Raw genomic sequence first — 15,211 nt, 5'->3', positions numbered from 1 at the left:
GAATCTTGATGAACTTACTTTAGCCAGTGATTCGGGTGAAAAAACGCAGCCAGCACAGATACCGGTTGAAGGATGAAGTGTATGAATTCTACCTCGTTGTACGCCGCTATCGATCTCGGTTCCAATAGTTTTCATATGCTGGTCGTACGCGAGGTAGCGGGCAGCATCCAGACGCTCACGCGCATTAAACGCAAAGTGCGTCTGGCCGCCGGTCTGAACAGCAACAATGTCCTTTCTGCTGAAGCAATGGAACGCGGCTGGCAATGCCTGCGTCTGTTTGCCGAGCGCCTTCAGGATATTCCGCAGCCGCAAATTCGCGTGGTCGCTACGGCTACGTTACGTATCGCGGTAAACGCCAGCGAGTTTATCGCTAAAGCGCAGGAAATCCTCGGTTGTCCGGTTCAGGTCATCAGCGGTGAAGAAGAAGCGCGCCTGATTTATCAGGGCGTGGCGCACACCACTGGCGGAGCGGATCAGCGTCTGGTCGTCGATATCGGCGGTGCCAGCACCGAACTGGTCACCGGAACAGGTGCGCAAACCACCTCCCTGTTCAGCCTGTCAATGGGCTGCGTCACCTGGCTCGAACGCTACTTTACCGATCGCAATCTGGCACAAGAGAATTTCGACGAAGCGGAAAAAGCGGCGCGCGATGTGCTGCGCCCGGTCGCCGATGAACTTCGCTATCACGGCTGGAAAGTCTGCGTCGGTGCCTCCGGTACCGTTCAGGCGTTACAGGAAATCATGATGGCGCAGGGGATGGATGAGCGCATCACGCTGGCGAAACTGCAGCAGTTGAAACAGCGGGCGATTCACTGCGGTCGTCTGGAAGAGCTTGAAATTGAAGGCTTAACCCTGGAACGAGCGCTGGTGTTCCCCAGCGGGTTGGCTATTCTTATCGCCATCTTCACCGAACTCAATATTCAGTGTATGACCCTGGCCGGTGGGGCATTACGTGAAGGGCTGGTCTACGGGATGCTGCATCTTGCGGTGGATCAGGATATTCGCAGCCGCACGCTGCGTAATATTCAGCGCCGGTTTATGGTGGATACCGAACAGGCGCATCGCGTTGCGAATCTGGCGGTGAGTTTTCTCGATCAGGTAGAAAATGAGTGGCATCTTGAGCCGATCAGCCGCGAACTGCTGATCAGCGCCTGCCAGCTGCACGAGATAGGCCTGAGCGTTGATTTTAAGCAAGCGCCTCAGCATGCCGCCTATCTGGTCCGTAATCTGGATCTGCCGGGTTTCACGCCCGCACAGAAAAAACTGCTCGCCACGCTATTGTTAAATCAGACCAACCCGGTCGATCTCTCGTCGTTGCATCAGCAAAATGCCGTACCGCCGCGTGTGGCGGAGCATCTTTGTCGTCTGCTCAGACTGGCGATTATCTTCGCCAGCCGCCGTCGTGACGATCTGGTGCCAGCTATTACGCTACAGGCATCGAATGAAATTCTCACCCTGGCGCTACCGCCGGACTGGCTGGAACAGCATCCGTTGGGGAAAGAGTTGATTGAACAAGAAAGCCAGTGGCAGAGCTATGTCCACTGGCCTTTAGCAGTGCGTGAATGATTCACTGCCGGAGGGCGGCGTAAATGCCTAATCCGGCCTCCAGCCTACGATTTCTCTCTTTTCGCCGCCATCATCGCTTTCAGATTCGCCAGATGGCTTTGCCCTTTCTGCATTCGCTCTTCAGCGCTCACCACTTTACGCTCCTGCTCCCAGATCAGATCGTCCTGCGGTAACTCCAGCAGGAAGCGGCTCGGCTCCGGACGCACCAGTTCACCGTACTGACGTCGCTCTTTACACAACGTAAAAATCAGCTCTTTCTGCGCGCGGGTGATGCCGACATAAGCCAGGCGGCGCTCTTCATCAATGTTGTCTTCATCGATGCTGCTCTGGTGTGGCAGGAAGCCTTCTTCCATACCCACCATAAACACATACGGGAACTCCAGCCCTTTCGAGGCATGCAGCGTCATCAGTTGCACCTGATCCAGCTCTTCCTCACTCTCGCCGCGCTCCATCATGTCACGTAGCGTGAAGCGGGTGACAACCTGAGTGAGCGTCATCGGCTCATCCAGTTCGCTGCCTTCCAGCATTTCGGTCATCCAGCTAAACAGCTGGTTGACGTTTTTCATGCGCATTTCAGCGGCTTTTGGGCTGGGCGACGTTTCGTAAAGCCATGATTCGTAATTAATTCCGTGGATGAGATCGCGAACAGCGGCAATCGGCTCACGTTCTGCCAACCGCTGAACCTCGCCCAGCCAGTGGGTAAAACGGGTGAGCGAGTCATAGCCGCGCCCGGTGAGCGTCTGGCTAAGCCCCAGATCAAAACTGGCGGTAAACAGGCTTTTGTTCCGCGTCATCGCCCATTCACCCAGCTTTTGCAGCGTGGCGGGGCCGATTTCACGCTTTGGCGTATTCACAATACGCAGGAACGCGCTGTCATCATCCGGATTGGTCAACACCCGCAGATAGGCCAGCAAGTCTTTAATTTCCGGACGCGAGAAGAACGACGTTCCACCGGAGATTTTGTAGGGGATCCGGTTCTGCATGAGGAATTTTTCGAATACTCGCGCCTGGTGGTTGCCGCGATACAGAATGGCGTAATCTTTGTATTCCGTTTTATTTACAAAGTGATGGGCGATGAGTTCCCCGGTCACCCGCTCGGCTTCGTGCTCCTCATTATTCGCACTCAGAACTTTGAGTTCCGCGCCATATCCCAGCTCGGAAAAAAGCCGTTTTTCAAAGACGTGCGGGTTATTGGCAATGAGGATGTTCGCCGCCTTCAGGATCCGCCCGGAGGAGCGGTAGTTCTGCTCCAGTTTGATCACCTGTAACGCCGGAAAATCCTGACTTAACAACACCAGGTTTTGCGGACGCGCCCCGCGCCAGGAGTAAATCGACTGATCGTCGTCCCCTACGACGGTGAATCGCGCCCGGTTTCCCACCAGCAATTTCACCAGTTCGTACTGACTGGTGTTGGTGTCCTGATATTCATCCACCAGCAGATAGCGAATCTTGTTCTGCCAGCGCTCACGCACCTCTTCATTACGTTGCAACAGCAGCGTCGGTAGCAGAATCAAATCATCAAAGTCGAGGACATTGCAGGCTTTCATATGCGCGTCGTACAGCCCGTAGCAGTGCGCAAAGATACGATCGCGCTCGCCTTTCGCACCGGCGGCCGCCTGTGCGGGCGTTTTGAGATCGTTCTTCCAGTTCGAGATCGTCGAGATCAGCTGTTGCAGTATCACTTTGTCGTCTTCAATCAGCCCTTCCGTCAGATCTTTGAGCAGCGCAACCTGGTCCGTGTCATCAAACAGCGAAAAATTCGACTTCATCCCCAGCGCGGCGTATTCGCGTTTAATCACCTCCAGCCCTAACGTATGGAAAGTGGAGATCATCAACCCGCGCGCTTCTTTGCGTCCCAGCGTCTGTCCGACACGCTCTTTCATTTCGCGCGCCGCTTTATTAGTAAAAGTCACCGCCGCAATGTGTCGCGCCTGGTAGCCGCAGCCACGGATCAGATGGGCGATCTTGTTGGTGATCACGCGTGTCTTACCGGAACCCGCCCCCGCCAGCACCAGGCACGGTCCGGTGACGAATTCGACAGCTTGTTGTTGGCCGGGGTTTAAACGCATAGGTAAAAGTGCTCAATCTTCGAACGGGGGACGAATTGTAGCAGAAAGCGAGGTCGAGATTGAGCTTTCCGTAACCGCGCGTAACGCTGCCTGTGAGGGTAAGTAAGCTTGTGCTGCTGTCCAGATTCTGAACAATCCTGAACGCCGATCACACGGAAAAAATTACACAACGCCTGCACAAGAGGTTTAATTAACATATTGAGTATAAAAGAAAAACAGTAACAATAGTCGGACTAAGCTGCTTTGGCTTGTATAAACCGACAAAAAAGAAGACCGTTCATCCCACTTTCTTTGTTTATTCAACCGAAACATTTCTGAACCAAATACGCTAATAAATCAGGTGCTGCCACGTACCGCACCTCCTCTTATGCTGAGCATACAATGAATAAGATCCAGGCCACTTACTACCTACAAGACTCAACCGCTCGCCAGATAGTCCAACGCACGATGGGGATTATCCCCTATTCGGTTAACGTTATGAACGAGCACGGCATGATCATTGCCTCAGGTGAGGCGTCCCGTTTACATCAGCGCCATGAAGGTGCGGTGCTGGCGTTAACTGAAAACCGGATTGTTGAAATCGATTCGGCGACGGCTGACAAACTCAAAGGTGTGAAGCCCGGTATTAATTTGCCAATAAATTTTCGCGATCAGCTTATCGGCGTACTGGGTATCACCGGAGAGCCGGGTGAGGTGAAGGCTTATGCGCAACTCGTCAAGATGGCGTCGGAACTCATCATTGAACAAATGGCGTTACTTGAACAAAAACAGTGGGATAAACGCTACCGCGAAGAGCTAATCAACCAGCTTATTTTACGCGACCCGCCTCCGTCATCGTTAAGCGCCGTGGTCTCATGGTTAGGCGTTAATCTCCAGCTGCCGCGCGTGGTGCTTATCATGGAATTGCAGCAGCCGGATCGCGATGCGCTACGTACGCTGATGGATTATTTTGAATACAGCGCCCGCGACCATCTTGTGACATTTTCCGACTTTAACGAGCTGATTATCCTCAAACCCGTCACCCTGAAAAATGGGACTCTCAATAAATCGCTGGAGCAGCACGAGCTACAGAAATTTAAGCATTACGCACAGTCCTGCGGCTTTTCACGTCTCATCGTCGGCGGCTATTTTGCGGGAGAAAATGGCCTGCGACGCTCCTATCAGACGGCGAAATCAACCCAGGCGATGGTGAAAAGGCTGAAGCTTAAGCACCAGTTTATCTTTCACGATGACTACGCGCTGGCCTCATTGCTGGGGGGACTTTCCGGCACCTGGCAAGCGGAAGAGTTATCAAAAATATGGTGCGAGTTGGTTGCTCAGGACAGTAAAGGCGTCATGCAAAAAACATTGCAGCACTATTTCGAACATAATTGTGATCTTTCGCAAACTGCCACCAGTCTGCATATTCACGTAAACACCCTGCGCTATCGACTGCAACGCGTTGAAGAGATAACGGGAATAAAAATCAACAACTTGAAACAACTCCTTTGGTTGTACATTGGCATGGAGCTGCAACGGTAGTCTGTATTTTCCTCCAAATTTACATCCTGTCAGACGCGTATTTTTTAGCGGATCCTCACAAGGCTATTCCCGGCGGCTTCTCCATACTGCCCCAGTCAATTTAATGGAGAAAGCAGAAGATGGTTTCAATATCCGCAACAGGCGCCATCATCGCACTCGTGGTGGCGATCGTCTTAATAATACGCAAAGTCTCTCCCGCGTACGGCATGATGGTGGGTGCGCTGGTCGGTGGTCTCGTCGGCGGGGCAGACCTGGTCCAGACCGTCACGCTGATGGTCACGGGTGCGCAGGGCATCACCAATGCCGTACTGCGCATTCTCGCAGCAGGCGTACTGGCTGGTGTACTGATCGAATCCGGCGCCGCGAACACAATCGCGGAAACGGTGGTGAAAAAAGTGGGCGAAAGTCGCGCCCTGCTTGCCTTAGCCATCGCCACGATGATTCTGACGGCTGTTGGCGTTTTTATCGATGTCGCGGTGATTACCGTCGCGCCGATTGCGCTTTCGATAGCCCGACGCGCCGGGCTTTCAAAACTCGCCATTTTGCTGGCGATGATTGGCGGGGGCAAAGCGGGTAACGTCATGTCGCCGAATCCCAATGCCATTGCCGCTTCGGATTCATTCCATGTCCCGCTCACATCCGTCATGATGGGGGGGATTATTCCCGGATTGTTCGGCCTGGCAATCGCCTATTTTCTGGCGAAGCGTCTGAGCCAAAAAGGCTCGATGGTCACAACGGAAGAGATCATTTCTCAGGACACGCACGGCACACAACCCGGATTCCTGGCGGCCATCAGCGCCCCCCTTGTTGCCATTATTCTGTTAGCGCTGCGTCCTGTGGCGGGCATTGCTATCGATCCGCTCATTGCTCTGCCAGTGGGAGGATTAGTCGGCGCAATCCTGATGGGCCGATTTAAACAAAGTAACGCCTTTATGATGTCCGGGCTGACGCGCATGGCACCTGTCGCCATTATGCTGCTCGGTACCGGCACGCTGGCTGGCATCATTGCCAACTCAGCGTTAAAAGAGGTCCTGATCGACGGATTAACCTCTTCCGGTCTCCCTTCTTATCTCCTGGCCCCCATCTCTGGCGCAATTATGTCGATGGCCACCGCGTCGACAACGGCCGGAACCGCCGTTGCAGCAGGCGTGTTCAGTCAAACGCTGCTGGGACTTGGCGTCTCTGCGCTTGCCGGTGCAGTCATGATTCATGCCGGGGCGACGGTTCTGGATCATCTCCCTCACGGCAGTTTTTTCCACGCCACTGGCGGTAGCGTCAGTATGCAAATCCATGAACGCTTAAAACTTCTGCCTTATGAAACCCTTGTTGGTTTCGTCATCGCATTGATTTCGACACTGCTGTTTGGTGTCTTCGGACTCGCCGGGTAAGCACACAATGAAAATAGTTATCGCACCAGATTCATTTAAAGAAAGTTTGTCTGCCATGCAGGTGGCGACGGCTATCGAACAGGGGTTTCGCGAAATATATCCCGATGCCCAGTATGTCAAACTCCCTATGGCGGACGGCGGCGAAGGCACCGTTGAGTCGATGGTGGAGGCCACTGAGGGCCATTACCACTTTATCGATGTCACGGGCCCTCTGGGAACACCGGTCCAGGCACGCTGGGGAATGCTGGGTGACGGGAAGACGGCGGTGATCGAAATGGCTGCGGCGTCAGGTCTCCACCATGTGCCGCCAGAGCATCGTAACCCACTGCTGACCACCAGCTATGGAACGGGCGAGCTCATCCTTGCCGCACTCGATCGGGGCGTTGAGCACATTATTCTTGGCATCGGAGGCAGCGCGACGAATGACGGAGGCGCGGGCATGCTACAGGCGCTGGGCATCGACCTCCTGGATGAAAAAGGAGACGCGCTTCCCGAAGGCGGCGGTGCGCTCAGTAAACTGGCAACAATCGACACTTCCCACGCCGACCCGCGTCTAAAGACGGTCTCCATCACCGTGGCCTGCGACGTCAACAATCCGCTGTGCGGTCCGACGGGGGCCTCTGCCATTTTCGGCCCACAAAAGGGGGCGACGGAAGCGATGGTTGCAGCGTTAGACGGTGCGCTGGCGGTTTATGGCAAGCGACTACAGGAGTTTACCGGTCGGGATGTAATGAATGCGCCGGGCGCTGGCGCAGCAGGCGGAATGGGAGCCGCATTACTCGGTCTACTGGGCGCTGATTTAAAACCCGGTGTGGAGATTGTGATTAACGCGCTGCAACTGGAGCGCCTGGTAGCCGATGCCAGTCTGGTGATCACCGGAGAAGGTCGCCTCGACAGCCAGAGCATCTGCGGCAAAACGCCGATTGGCGTTGCCCGCTGCGCCAAACGCTATCAAAAACCGGTTATTGCGCTTGCCGGCGGTTTGACCCAGGATCATCAGATTGTTCATGAGCATGGGCTGGATGCCGTTTTCTCTGTGTTGACGCGCATCGCCACGCTACCGGAAGCCTTAGAGGACGCGGAATACAATCTGCGCATTTCGGCACGTAATATTGCCAGCGTCTGGAAGCTGTCGCAGCAGCAAATTCACTAATCCTATATCCAGGCCAGTCACCAACCGCTGGCCTGGATATTCTTTCCCTCTCCCCACATGCTAAAATCGCCCCCTTCATTTCCCCGACTCAAGGCACGATCATGGCAAAAACCGCAGCAGCACTGCATATCCTTGTTAAAGAAGAGAAACTGGCACTGGATCTTCTGGAGCAGATTAAAAACGGCGCCGACTTCGGCAAACTGGCGAAGAAACATTCCATCTGCCCGTCAGGCAAACGAGGCGGTGACTTAGGCGAATTCCGCCAGGGCCAGATGGTTCCGGCGTTCGATAAAGTGGTCTTTTCCTGCCCGGTGCTGGAACCGACCGGCCCGCTGCACACCCAGTTCGGCTACCACATCATCAAAGTGCTGTACCGTAACTAAGCAAAAGCCCAGAGCGTTCAGACTCTGGGCTTTTTTTGCCGGATGGCACGATGCTTATCCGGCCTTCGGCTTTGCACTTTTGTAGGTCGGGTCAGGCGTAGCCGCCACCCGACAATGTCGGTTTAACCCGCAACGGCAATGCGCTTCATATCGGTCATATAACCACGCAGTTTCTGGCCGACTTTCTCGATAGCATGGCTGCGAATCGCGTCATTTACATCGCGTAACTGAGCGTTATCCACTGCGCCTTCAGCAATCGCTTTACCCAGGTCGCCGGTCTGCAGCGTGGTCATGAACTCTTTCAGCAGCGGTACGCAGGCATAAGAGAACAGGTAGTTACCGTATTCTGCAGTATCAGAGATCACCACGTTCATTTCGTACAGACGCTTACGCGCAATGGTGTTGGCGATCAGCGGCAGCTCGTGCAGGGATTCGTAGTACGCGGACTCTTCGATGATGCCGGAATCCACCATGGTTTCAAACGCCAGCTCAACGCCCGCTTTTACCATCGCGATCATCAGTACGCCTTTATCGAAGTACTCCTGCTCGCCGATTTTGCCTTCATACTGCGGCGCGGTTTCGAACGCGGTTTTACCAGTCTCTTCACGCCATGTCAGCAGTTTCTTATCGTCGTTAGCCCAGTCAGCCATCATGCCGGAAGAGAACTCACCGGAAATGATGTCGTCCATGTGTTTCTGGAACAGCGGCGCCATAATTTCTTTCAGCTGTTCGGACAGCGCGTAAGCACGCAGTTTTGCCGGATTGGACAGACGGTCCATCATCAGCGTGATACCGCCCTGCTTCAGCGCTTCAGTGATCGTTTCCCAGCCGAACTGAATCAGTTTCTCGGCATATGCCGGGTCAGTCCCTTCTTCCACCAGCTTATCGAAGCACAGCAGAGAACCAGCCTGCAGCATACCGCACAGAATGGTCTGCTCGCCCATCAGGTCGGATTTCACTTCCGCCACGAAGGAAGATTCCAGCACGCCCGCACGGTGACCGCCGGTCGCTGCAGCCCAGGCTTTAGCAATCGCCATGCCTTCGCCTTTCGGATCGTTTTCCGGGTGAACCGCGATCAGCGTCGGCACACCGAAACCACGTTTGTATTCTTCACGCACTTCAGTACCCGGACACTTCGGTGCCACCATCACTACGGTGATGTCTTTACGGATTTGCTCGCCCACTTCAACGATGTTGAAGCCGTGAGAGTAACCCAGCGCCGCGCCGTCTTTCATCAGCGGTTGTACGGAACGCACTACGTCAGAGTGTTGTTTGTCTGGCGTCAGGTTAACCACCAAATCCGCCTGCGGGATCAGCTCTTCATACGTGCCGACTTTGAAGCCGTTTTCAGTCGCTTTACGCCAGGATGCGCGCTTCTCAGCAATCGCCTCTTTACGCAGGGCGTAGGAGATATCCAGACCGGAATCACGCATGTTCAGGCCCTGGTTCAGGCCCTGCGCGCCACAGCCGACAATGACCACTTTTTTACCCTGAAGGTAGCTCGCGCCATCGGCGAACTCATCGCGGCCCATAAAGCGACATTTACCCAGCTGTGCCAGCTGCTGGCGCAGGTTCAGTGTATTAAAGTAGTTAGCCATGGTGGTGTACTCCGTGATGTTGTGTTGTGGTGCTTATTATTCGGTTCGCTGTTCAGCGAGAATGACTCCACAGTACAACAGGAAATTTATTGCGGAAATTGATATATTCACAACGTCACATTGCAATAACTGCAACGTAAAAATTAAGAGGTTCGCCGGTGGATTTACGCGATCTGAAAATGTTCCTGCATCTGGCGGAAAGCCGCCACTTTGGCCGCAGCGCGCGGGCGATGCACGTCAGTCCTTCTACGCTGTCACGGCAGATCCAGCGCCTTGAGGAAGACCTCGGGCAGCCGTTGTTTGTCCGCGATAATCGCACAGTCACGCTGACCGAAGCGGGTGAAGAGCTGCGAACGTTTGCCCAGCAGACGCTGTTGCAGTATCAGCAACTGCGTCACACCCTCGATCAGCAAGGTCCGTCGCTATCGGGCGAACTGCATATTTTCTGCTCGGTGACCGCCGCCTACAGCCATCTGCCGCCAATCCTCGATCGCTTTCGCGCTGAGCATCCCTCAGTAGAAATTAAACTCACTACCGGCGACGCCGCCGATGCCATGGAAAAGGTGGTGACCGGCGAAGCGGATCTGGCGATTGCCGGTAAGCCTGAAACGCTGCCGGGCGCGGTGGCGTTTTCGATGCTGGAAAATCTGGCGGTGGTACTCATTGCCCCGGCCCTGCCCTGCCCGGTACGCAATCAGGTTTCGGTGGAGAAACCCGACTGGTCTACGGTGCCATTCATCATGGCCGATCAGGGGCCTGTGCGCCGCCGCATTGAACTGTGGTTTCGTCGCCATAAAATCAGCAACCCGCAGATTTACGCCACCGTGGGGGGGCACGAAGCGATGGTGTCGATGGTCGCACTCGGCTGTGGCGTGGCGCTACTGCCCGAAGTGGTGCTGGAAAACAGCCCCGAACCGGTGCGCAATCGCGTCATGATTTTAGAGCGTAGCGACGAGAAAACTCCGTTCGAACTGGGCGTCTGCGCGCCGAAAAAACGGCTGCATGAGCCGCTTATTGATGCGTTCTGGAAAATTGTGCTGGAGCGCAAAATTGCCGAGTAGTATCAGCGTCAGGTCTAAAATCAGAGGTAGATTCAGTTTTGCGGAATCTTTTCTGTATAATGACCCGCCATAATACACAGACGGTGTCATTGCCCCTATGACAGCGAAACACAAACTAAATTAGCCATCATTATGATAATCAAGCCAAAAATCCGTGGATTCATCTGTACAACGACCCATCCGACTGGCTGTAAAGTCAATGTGGAAAAGCAGATCGAGTACGTTAAACAAAACGGGAAAATCGAAAACGGTCCTTCCCGCGTGCTGGTCATCGGTGCTTCAACCGGCTATGGACTGGCATCAAGAATCTCCGCAGCGTTTGGCAGCGGAGCCGCCACTATCGGCGTATTTTTCGAAAAACCGGGTACCGAATCTAAACCAGGTTCAGCAGGCTGGTATAACGCCGCGGCTTTCGATGAAGCTGCAAAGCGGGAAGGTCTGTATTCCAAAAGCATTAACGGTGATGCGTTCTCCGACGAATGTCGTGATGAAGTCATCAAGCTCATCAAAGAAGACCTGGGCCAAATTGATTTAGTCGTTTATTCACTCGCTTCCCCGGTTCGTAAAATGCCGAAAACGGGTGAAGTTGTCCGTTCGGCGCTGAAACCTATTGGTGAGGTTTACACCTCTAAAGCAATTGATACCAATAAGGATCAGATCACGACGGCCAGCATTGAGCCCGCAACGGAAGAAGAAGTTCAGAACACCGTGACCGTAATGGGCGGAGAAGACTGGGAGCTGTGGATAGATGCCCTGCGCCAGGCCAATGTGCTGGCCGACGGCGTGAAAACCGTTGCTTACTCTTACATCGGTACCGACCTGACGTGGCCAATCTATTGGCATGGCGCGCTGGGCAAAGCGAAAGAAGACCTTGACCGTGCGGCAGGTGCGCTGCGTAATCAACTGTCTTCAATCAATGGCACAGCCAACGTTGCGGTCCTGAAATCGGTAGTCACACAGGCTTCTTCAGCCATTCCAGTAATGCCGCTGTATATCTCTATGGTCTTCAAACTGATGAAAGAACAAGGGATTCATGAAGGATGCATTGAGCAGATTAACCGTCTGATGACCACCAGCCTGTACGGTGACAAGGCTGCGCTTGATGACCACCAGCGTATCCGCATGGATGACTGGGAACTGCGTGAAGATATTCAGCAGGCATGCCGCGATCTGTGGCCGCTGATCACCACCGAAAACCTGGCGCAAGAAACCGATTATGCAGGCTACAAGCTGGAATTTCTCAATCTGTTCGGTTTTGGCCTCGACGAAGTCGATTACGAGGCTGATGTGAACCCCGAAGTCGAATTTGATGTGGTGACTCTGTAATTTGCTGATGTAAGAGCAAAAACAGACGTCTGATAAAGTCCTGGCTGAAAAGTCAGGACTTTAACTAATCAGAGCAGTGCCGCCCTGCGTAAAGAATATTCCCTACCGCAATCTATGAAACCTTCCCCTTGTTAAGCCGTTCCCAAAAAACAGAACAAGTAGCCAGTGATGCGTGAGAGACGGCGTTGTGGCGATAACATTGGGTGAAAGGCATCGGCACTTGCTACACGAAAATATATTTATGTGTAATGCCTGACGCACAAAGTAAATCATCACCTTATAGATATTAATAAATAACGAATAAACTGTTACCATTTTTCATGCCATAAACCAGTAGACTTAATAACGACGACTCCTGTACGATGCGATCTGATGTTTGATCTATATAACGCAAATTAAGTTGTGAATTAACTTAACGCATATTATCCACACAGGGTATATTAACTAGCACCCATTCATATTCCAAATCATTCAGAATATGAATTAAATTGAAGTTGCCATTAGATATATAGAGCCTATCCCAATAGGTGTACTTTTACAGTCATGTTGCAACACGGGTGGCACGGCACAAAAGGTTCATAGCCGGAATACGTGAGGAGGACTCGCTTCACACGCCTTTCAGGCTGCTCTGATGGTCGTTCAAACGCCTGCCCAGGTTCAGAATGCCAAATGTAATAGCCCATTGGGATAGACTCTTAATCCTGCTCATGGATCGGAGCTTACTATTATGCATTCAACGCATTTTCATCGATTTGGTTATTCAGATAATTTATTAACTCCCGCCAACTATATTTCTCGACAGGTTGCCTTCTCCCCTGTTGAGATACCGGCGGCAGAGTCCGCGCCCCTGGTTTCAGCAATCATTCCATGCCTGAATGAAGAACTTACGCTTGCTATCTGTATTAAGAAAGTAACAGAAGCGTTTACTCGCCTGGGTATTCAAGGTGAAATTATCATCGGTGATAATGGCTCAACAGACCAATCCGTTGAAATTGCAAAATCACTGGGTGCCCGAGTTATTCATCAGTCCGTCAAAGGTTATGGCGCAGCAATAAGCGCGGCTGCCAGTGCGGCAAAAGGTAAATATCTCATTATGGCTGATGCCGATGACTCCTATGACTGGAGCCAGCTAGATATTTTCGTCGATGCACTGGAAAGCGGTGCAGACTTTGTTATGGGTAATCGATTTGCTGGAGGAATTGAACCAGGGGCAATGCCTCCTCTGCATCGCTATCTGGGAAATCCACTGCTTTCCGGCATAGCCAGGCTGCTTTACCACTCACCCATTCGCGATTTCCACTGTGGGATGCGGGCCTTTACCCGCGAAGCATTTCAAAAAATGGCCACTCGTTCTACCGGTATGGAATTTGCCTCTGAAATGATCATTAACGCGCACCGCGCAGGACTCATCATTCATGAAGTGCCTATCAAGCTCTATCCGGACAAACGCAACCGCCCTCCTCATTTACGTTCATTTCGTGACGGCTGGAGACATCTGCGTCTTCTCATCGCTCATGCCCCGGACAGGCTCTATTTGATCCCTGGCTTTACGCTACTACTGCTCGGAGCTATCGGCCTTGCGCTACTTGCCGCAGGCCCCATAGAAATCAACGGTTACTATTTTGGTATCCATTTCGTTGCCCTGGCGACAATGTCGACGCTTATTGGTCTTATCGCGGTCCTGTTAGGCGTGTTAGCGAAGGTCGCCATCGCCATTAACCACCCGATTGCGGAAAGCCGGGTTATCCCCTGGCTCATGCGCTCGCACCCTCTCGAGTGGCTGGTATTCAGCGGATCTGTGCTTGCCATAGCCGGTTTTTTTGCCGACCTCCTCCTTGCTTTTCACTGGATATTTACCCGTGGCTCAATGGAACAGTCGGTACACATTGTTTTTGCCATCAGCACAGCCTGCATCGCTGGAGTGCTGATGGTCCTGGCCGGATTCGTACTACAGCTCCTGCTGGACAGCCTGAACCGGCATGATTCAGATACCTCACCGCAAGGACCCGGAGTATGAAAAGAAACAGGGCCACCCCTCGAATTTGGCACACTGACTGGTTGTTGTTACGTGCACTGGCGAGACGATTACGCGAGCAAGCAGAACGTCACATTCAGCCAAATACCTTCATGATCGACTTTGGCTGCGGCGATTCCCCCTATGCTGAAATGATGCGTCAGTTGAATATTAACTATTGTGGTGCCGATCTTGATGACAGCGGTACACTCAAAATTGACCCACAGGGACGTATCCCTTTAGCTGATGGTGCCGCAGGAGCCATACTTTCCGTCCAGGTACTGGAACACGTCAGAGATCTTGATGCGTATTGCGCTGAAATTCGGCGTTTGTTAAATGATGATGGTCTCTTGTTACTCTCCACGCACGGAACCTGGCTCTATCATCCTCATCCGGAAGATCACCGCCGCTGGACCCGCACCGGTCTCATATCCGATCTTACCGATCGCGGGTTTGTGGTTGAAGAAGTCGACGCTCTGGTTGGCCCATTGGCTACAACCACCATTATTCGCCTGACAGGTTTTGCGTTTTTCATCCGTCGGCTCCCCCTCATCGGCGGCGTTCTAGCCTCAGGTCTGGCCGTCATGATGAATCTGCGCGCCATGTTCGAAGATTATGTCACGCCGGCGCAAGTACGGCATGACAACGCCTGCGTATTTTTACTTCGTGCCCGGAAAGCACCCCGATGAAAATTCGCACCTCTTTTACTTATCTCTGCATTTCTGGCTGCTGTTTCCTGGGACATAATGCCATCATGATCGTGGCGGAAAGTTTATGCGTTGCGCTCTGGTTAGCGATCCTGTTGTCTTTCGCCATCATCGCTACCGTCGGTTATATCCTGCACAGCTTATTCACGTTTAAACAGCCGCTTTCATTTGCTGGCTTTGGCCGTTATACCATCAGCATGTTGCTGAATATCCCTCTTGCCTTTATCAGCACCTGGATTTGGTATCACTGGCTGGAATTTCCGATGACCATCGCTGCGCCGCTTGCTTCGCTCTGCATGCTCGTGCTGAATTTTCTCCTTAGCCGTTGGGCTATCAGCACGTCAGGCCGCAGTAAAGCTATACAGATATGATTAACGTTCCCCTGAATCCGCACTATCAACAGAAGACGGTATCACACCATCTCG

General features: G+C 53.0%; 12 protein-coding genes. 10 read left to right on the top strand and 2 right to left on the bottom strand.

What is annotated here, in order from left to right; translation table 11 throughout:
* Window positions 1-81 precede the first annotated feature (81 nt).
* Window positions 82-1,566 carry a guanosine-5'-triphosphate,3'-diphosphate diphosphatase gene (gppA, locus tag OGW13_RS23265; protein ID WP_042998786.1) on the top strand — a complete coding sequence of 495 codons (1,485 nt, stop codon included), beginning with the start codon at window positions 82-84 and terminating at the stop codon, window positions 1,564-1,566.
* A gap of 44 nt (window positions 1,567-1,610) precedes the next feature.
* Here gppA and rep read toward each other — a convergent pair whose 3' ends face one another.
* Window positions 1,611-3,635 carry a DNA helicase Rep gene (gene rep, locus OGW13_RS23260; protein WP_287116538.1) on the bottom strand — a complete coding sequence of 675 codons (2,025 nt, stop codon included), beginning with the start codon at window positions 3,633-3,635 and terminating at the stop codon, window positions 1,611-1,613.
* A gap of 381 nt (window positions 3,636-4,016) precedes the next feature.
* Here rep and OGW13_RS23255 point away from each other — a divergent pair, with 381 nt between their 5' ends.
* The 4 genes from OGW13_RS23255 to ppiC all read left to right on the top strand — a co-directional run bounded on the left by OGW13_RS23255 (window position 4,017) and on the right by ppiC (window position 8,080).
* Window positions 4,017-5,156 carry a sugar diacid recognition domain-containing protein gene (locus OGW13_RS23255; RefSeq protein ID WP_044326851.1) on the top strand — a complete coding sequence of 380 codons (1,140 nt, stop codon included), beginning with the start codon at window positions 4,017-4,019 and terminating at the stop codon, window positions 5,154-5,156.
* A 119-nt stretch (window positions 5,157-5,275) separates the two neighbouring features.
* Window positions 5,276-6,544 (top strand): GntP family permease, encoded by a 1,269-nt coding sequence (locus OGW13_RS23250; protein ID WP_287116537.1) that lies wholly within the window; start codon window positions 5,276-5,278, stop codon window positions 6,542-6,544.
* 7 nt (window positions 6,545-6,551) lie between these two features.
* Window positions 6,552-7,697: a glycerate kinase gene (locus OGW13_RS23245; protein WP_042998782.1), complete on the top strand. Its 1,146-nt coding sequence runs from the start codon at window positions 6,552-6,554 to the stop codon at window positions 7,695-7,697.
* Between the two features lie 101 nt (window positions 7,698-7,798).
* On the top strand, window positions 7,799-8,080 hold the full coding sequence (gene ppiC, locus OGW13_RS23240) for a peptidylprolyl isomerase PpiC (protein ID WP_001140251.1): 282 nt from the start codon (window positions 7,799-7,801) through the stop codon (window positions 8,078-8,080).
* 122 nt (window positions 8,081-8,202) lie between these two features.
* On the opposite strand, the gene ilvC is transcribed toward ppiC, so the two are convergent.
* The gene (gene ilvC / locus OGW13_RS23235) at window positions 8,203-9,678 is read right to left on the bottom strand and encodes a ketol-acid reductoisomerase (RefSeq protein ID WP_044267332.1); all 1,476 of its coding nucleotides are present in this window, start codon (window positions 9,676-9,678) and stop codon (window positions 8,203-8,205) included.
* A gap of 158 nt (window positions 9,679-9,836) precedes the next feature.
* On the opposite strand from ilvC, the gene ilvY reads away from it, so the two are divergent.
* The 5 genes from ilvY (at window position 9,837) to OGW13_RS23210 (ending at window position 15,157) form a co-directional block, all read left to right on the top strand.
* On the top strand, window positions 9,837-10,739 hold the full coding sequence (gene ilvY / locus OGW13_RS23230; protein WP_042998780.1) for an HTH-type transcriptional activator IlvY: 903 nt from the start codon (window positions 9,837-9,839) through the stop codon (window positions 10,737-10,739).
* Window positions 10,740-10,871: 132 nt separating this feature from the next.
* Window positions 10,872-12,065 carry an enoyl-ACP reductase FabV gene (gene fabV, locus OGW13_RS23225; RefSeq protein WP_042998779.1) on the top strand — a complete coding sequence of 398 codons (1,194 nt, stop codon included), beginning with the start codon at window positions 10,872-10,874 and terminating at the stop codon, window positions 12,063-12,065.
* Window positions 12,066-12,792: 727 nt separating this feature from the next.
* Entirely contained in the window at window positions 12,793-14,082 is a 1,290-nt protein-coding gene (locus OGW13_RS23220) for a glycosyltransferase family 2 protein (RefSeq protein WP_287116536.1), read from the top strand.
* Window positions 14,079-14,768 carry a methyltransferase domain-containing protein gene (locus OGW13_RS23215; RefSeq protein ID WP_044267336.1) on the top strand — a complete coding sequence of 230 codons (690 nt, stop codon included), beginning with the start codon at window positions 14,079-14,081 and terminating at the stop codon, window positions 14,766-14,768. Before OGW13_RS23220 ends, OGW13_RS23215 begins: the two co-directional genes overlap by 4 nt.
* Window positions 14,765-15,157 (top strand): GtrA family protein, encoded by a 393-nt coding sequence (locus tag OGW13_RS23210; protein ID WP_061069426.1) that lies wholly within the window; start codon window positions 14,765-14,767, stop codon window positions 15,155-15,157. The genes OGW13_RS23215 and OGW13_RS23210 overlap by 4 nt, the downstream gene beginning before the upstream one ends.
* Window positions 15,158-15,211 lie beyond the last annotated feature (54 nt).

The sequence above is a fragment of the Citrobacter sp. Ca225 genome, assembly GCF_030337175.1.
In the GTDB taxonomy this organism is placed as follows: Bacteria; Pseudomonadota; Gammaproteobacteria; order Enterobacterales; family Enterobacteriaceae; genus Citrobacter_A; species Citrobacter_A amalonaticus.
This window is presented reverse-complemented; position numbering and strand designations above follow the sequence as displayed.

Bases quoted from the DNA above. Each gene is read 5' to 3' on its own strand.
- OGW13_RS23245 (WP_042998782.1), top strand. From the start codon at position 6,552: ATGAAAATAGTTATCGCACCAGATTCATTTAAAGAAAGTTTGTCTGCC.
- OGW13_RS23255 (WP_044326851.1), top strand. From the start codon at position 4,017: ATGAATAAGATCCAGGCCACTTACTACCTACAAGACTCAACCGCTCGC.
- ppiC (WP_001140251.1), top strand. From the start codon at position 7,799: ATGGCAAAAACCGCAGCAGCACTGCATATCCTTGTTAAAGAAGAGAAA.
- rep (WP_287116538.1), bottom strand. From the start codon at position 3,635: ATGCGTTTAAACCCCGGCCAACAACAAGCTGTCGAATTCGTCACCGGA.
- OGW13_RS23250 (WP_287116537.1), top strand. From the start codon at position 5,276: ATGGTTTCAATATCCGCAACAGGCGCCATCATCGCACTCGTGGTGGCG.
- OGW13_RS23210 (WP_061069426.1), top strand. From the start codon at position 14,765: ATGAAAATTCGCACCTCTTTTACTTATCTCTGCATTTCTGGCTGCTGT.
- OGW13_RS23220 (WP_287116536.1), top strand. From the start codon at position 12,793: ATGCATTCAACGCATTTTCATCGATTTGGTTATTCAGATAATTTATTA.
- OGW13_RS23215 (WP_044267336.1), top strand. From the start codon at position 14,079: ATGAAAAGAAACAGGGCCACCCCTCGAATTTGGCACACTGACTGGTTG.
- ilvC (WP_044267332.1), bottom strand. From the start codon at position 9,678: ATGGCTAACTACTTTAATACACTGAACCTGCGCCAGCAGCTGGCACAG.
- fabV (WP_042998779.1), top strand. From the start codon at position 10,872: ATGATAATCAAGCCAAAAATCCGTGGATTCATCTGTACAACGACCCAT.
- gppA (WP_042998786.1), top strand. From the start codon at position 82: ATGAATTCTACCTCGTTGTACGCCGCTATCGATCTCGGTTCCAATAGT.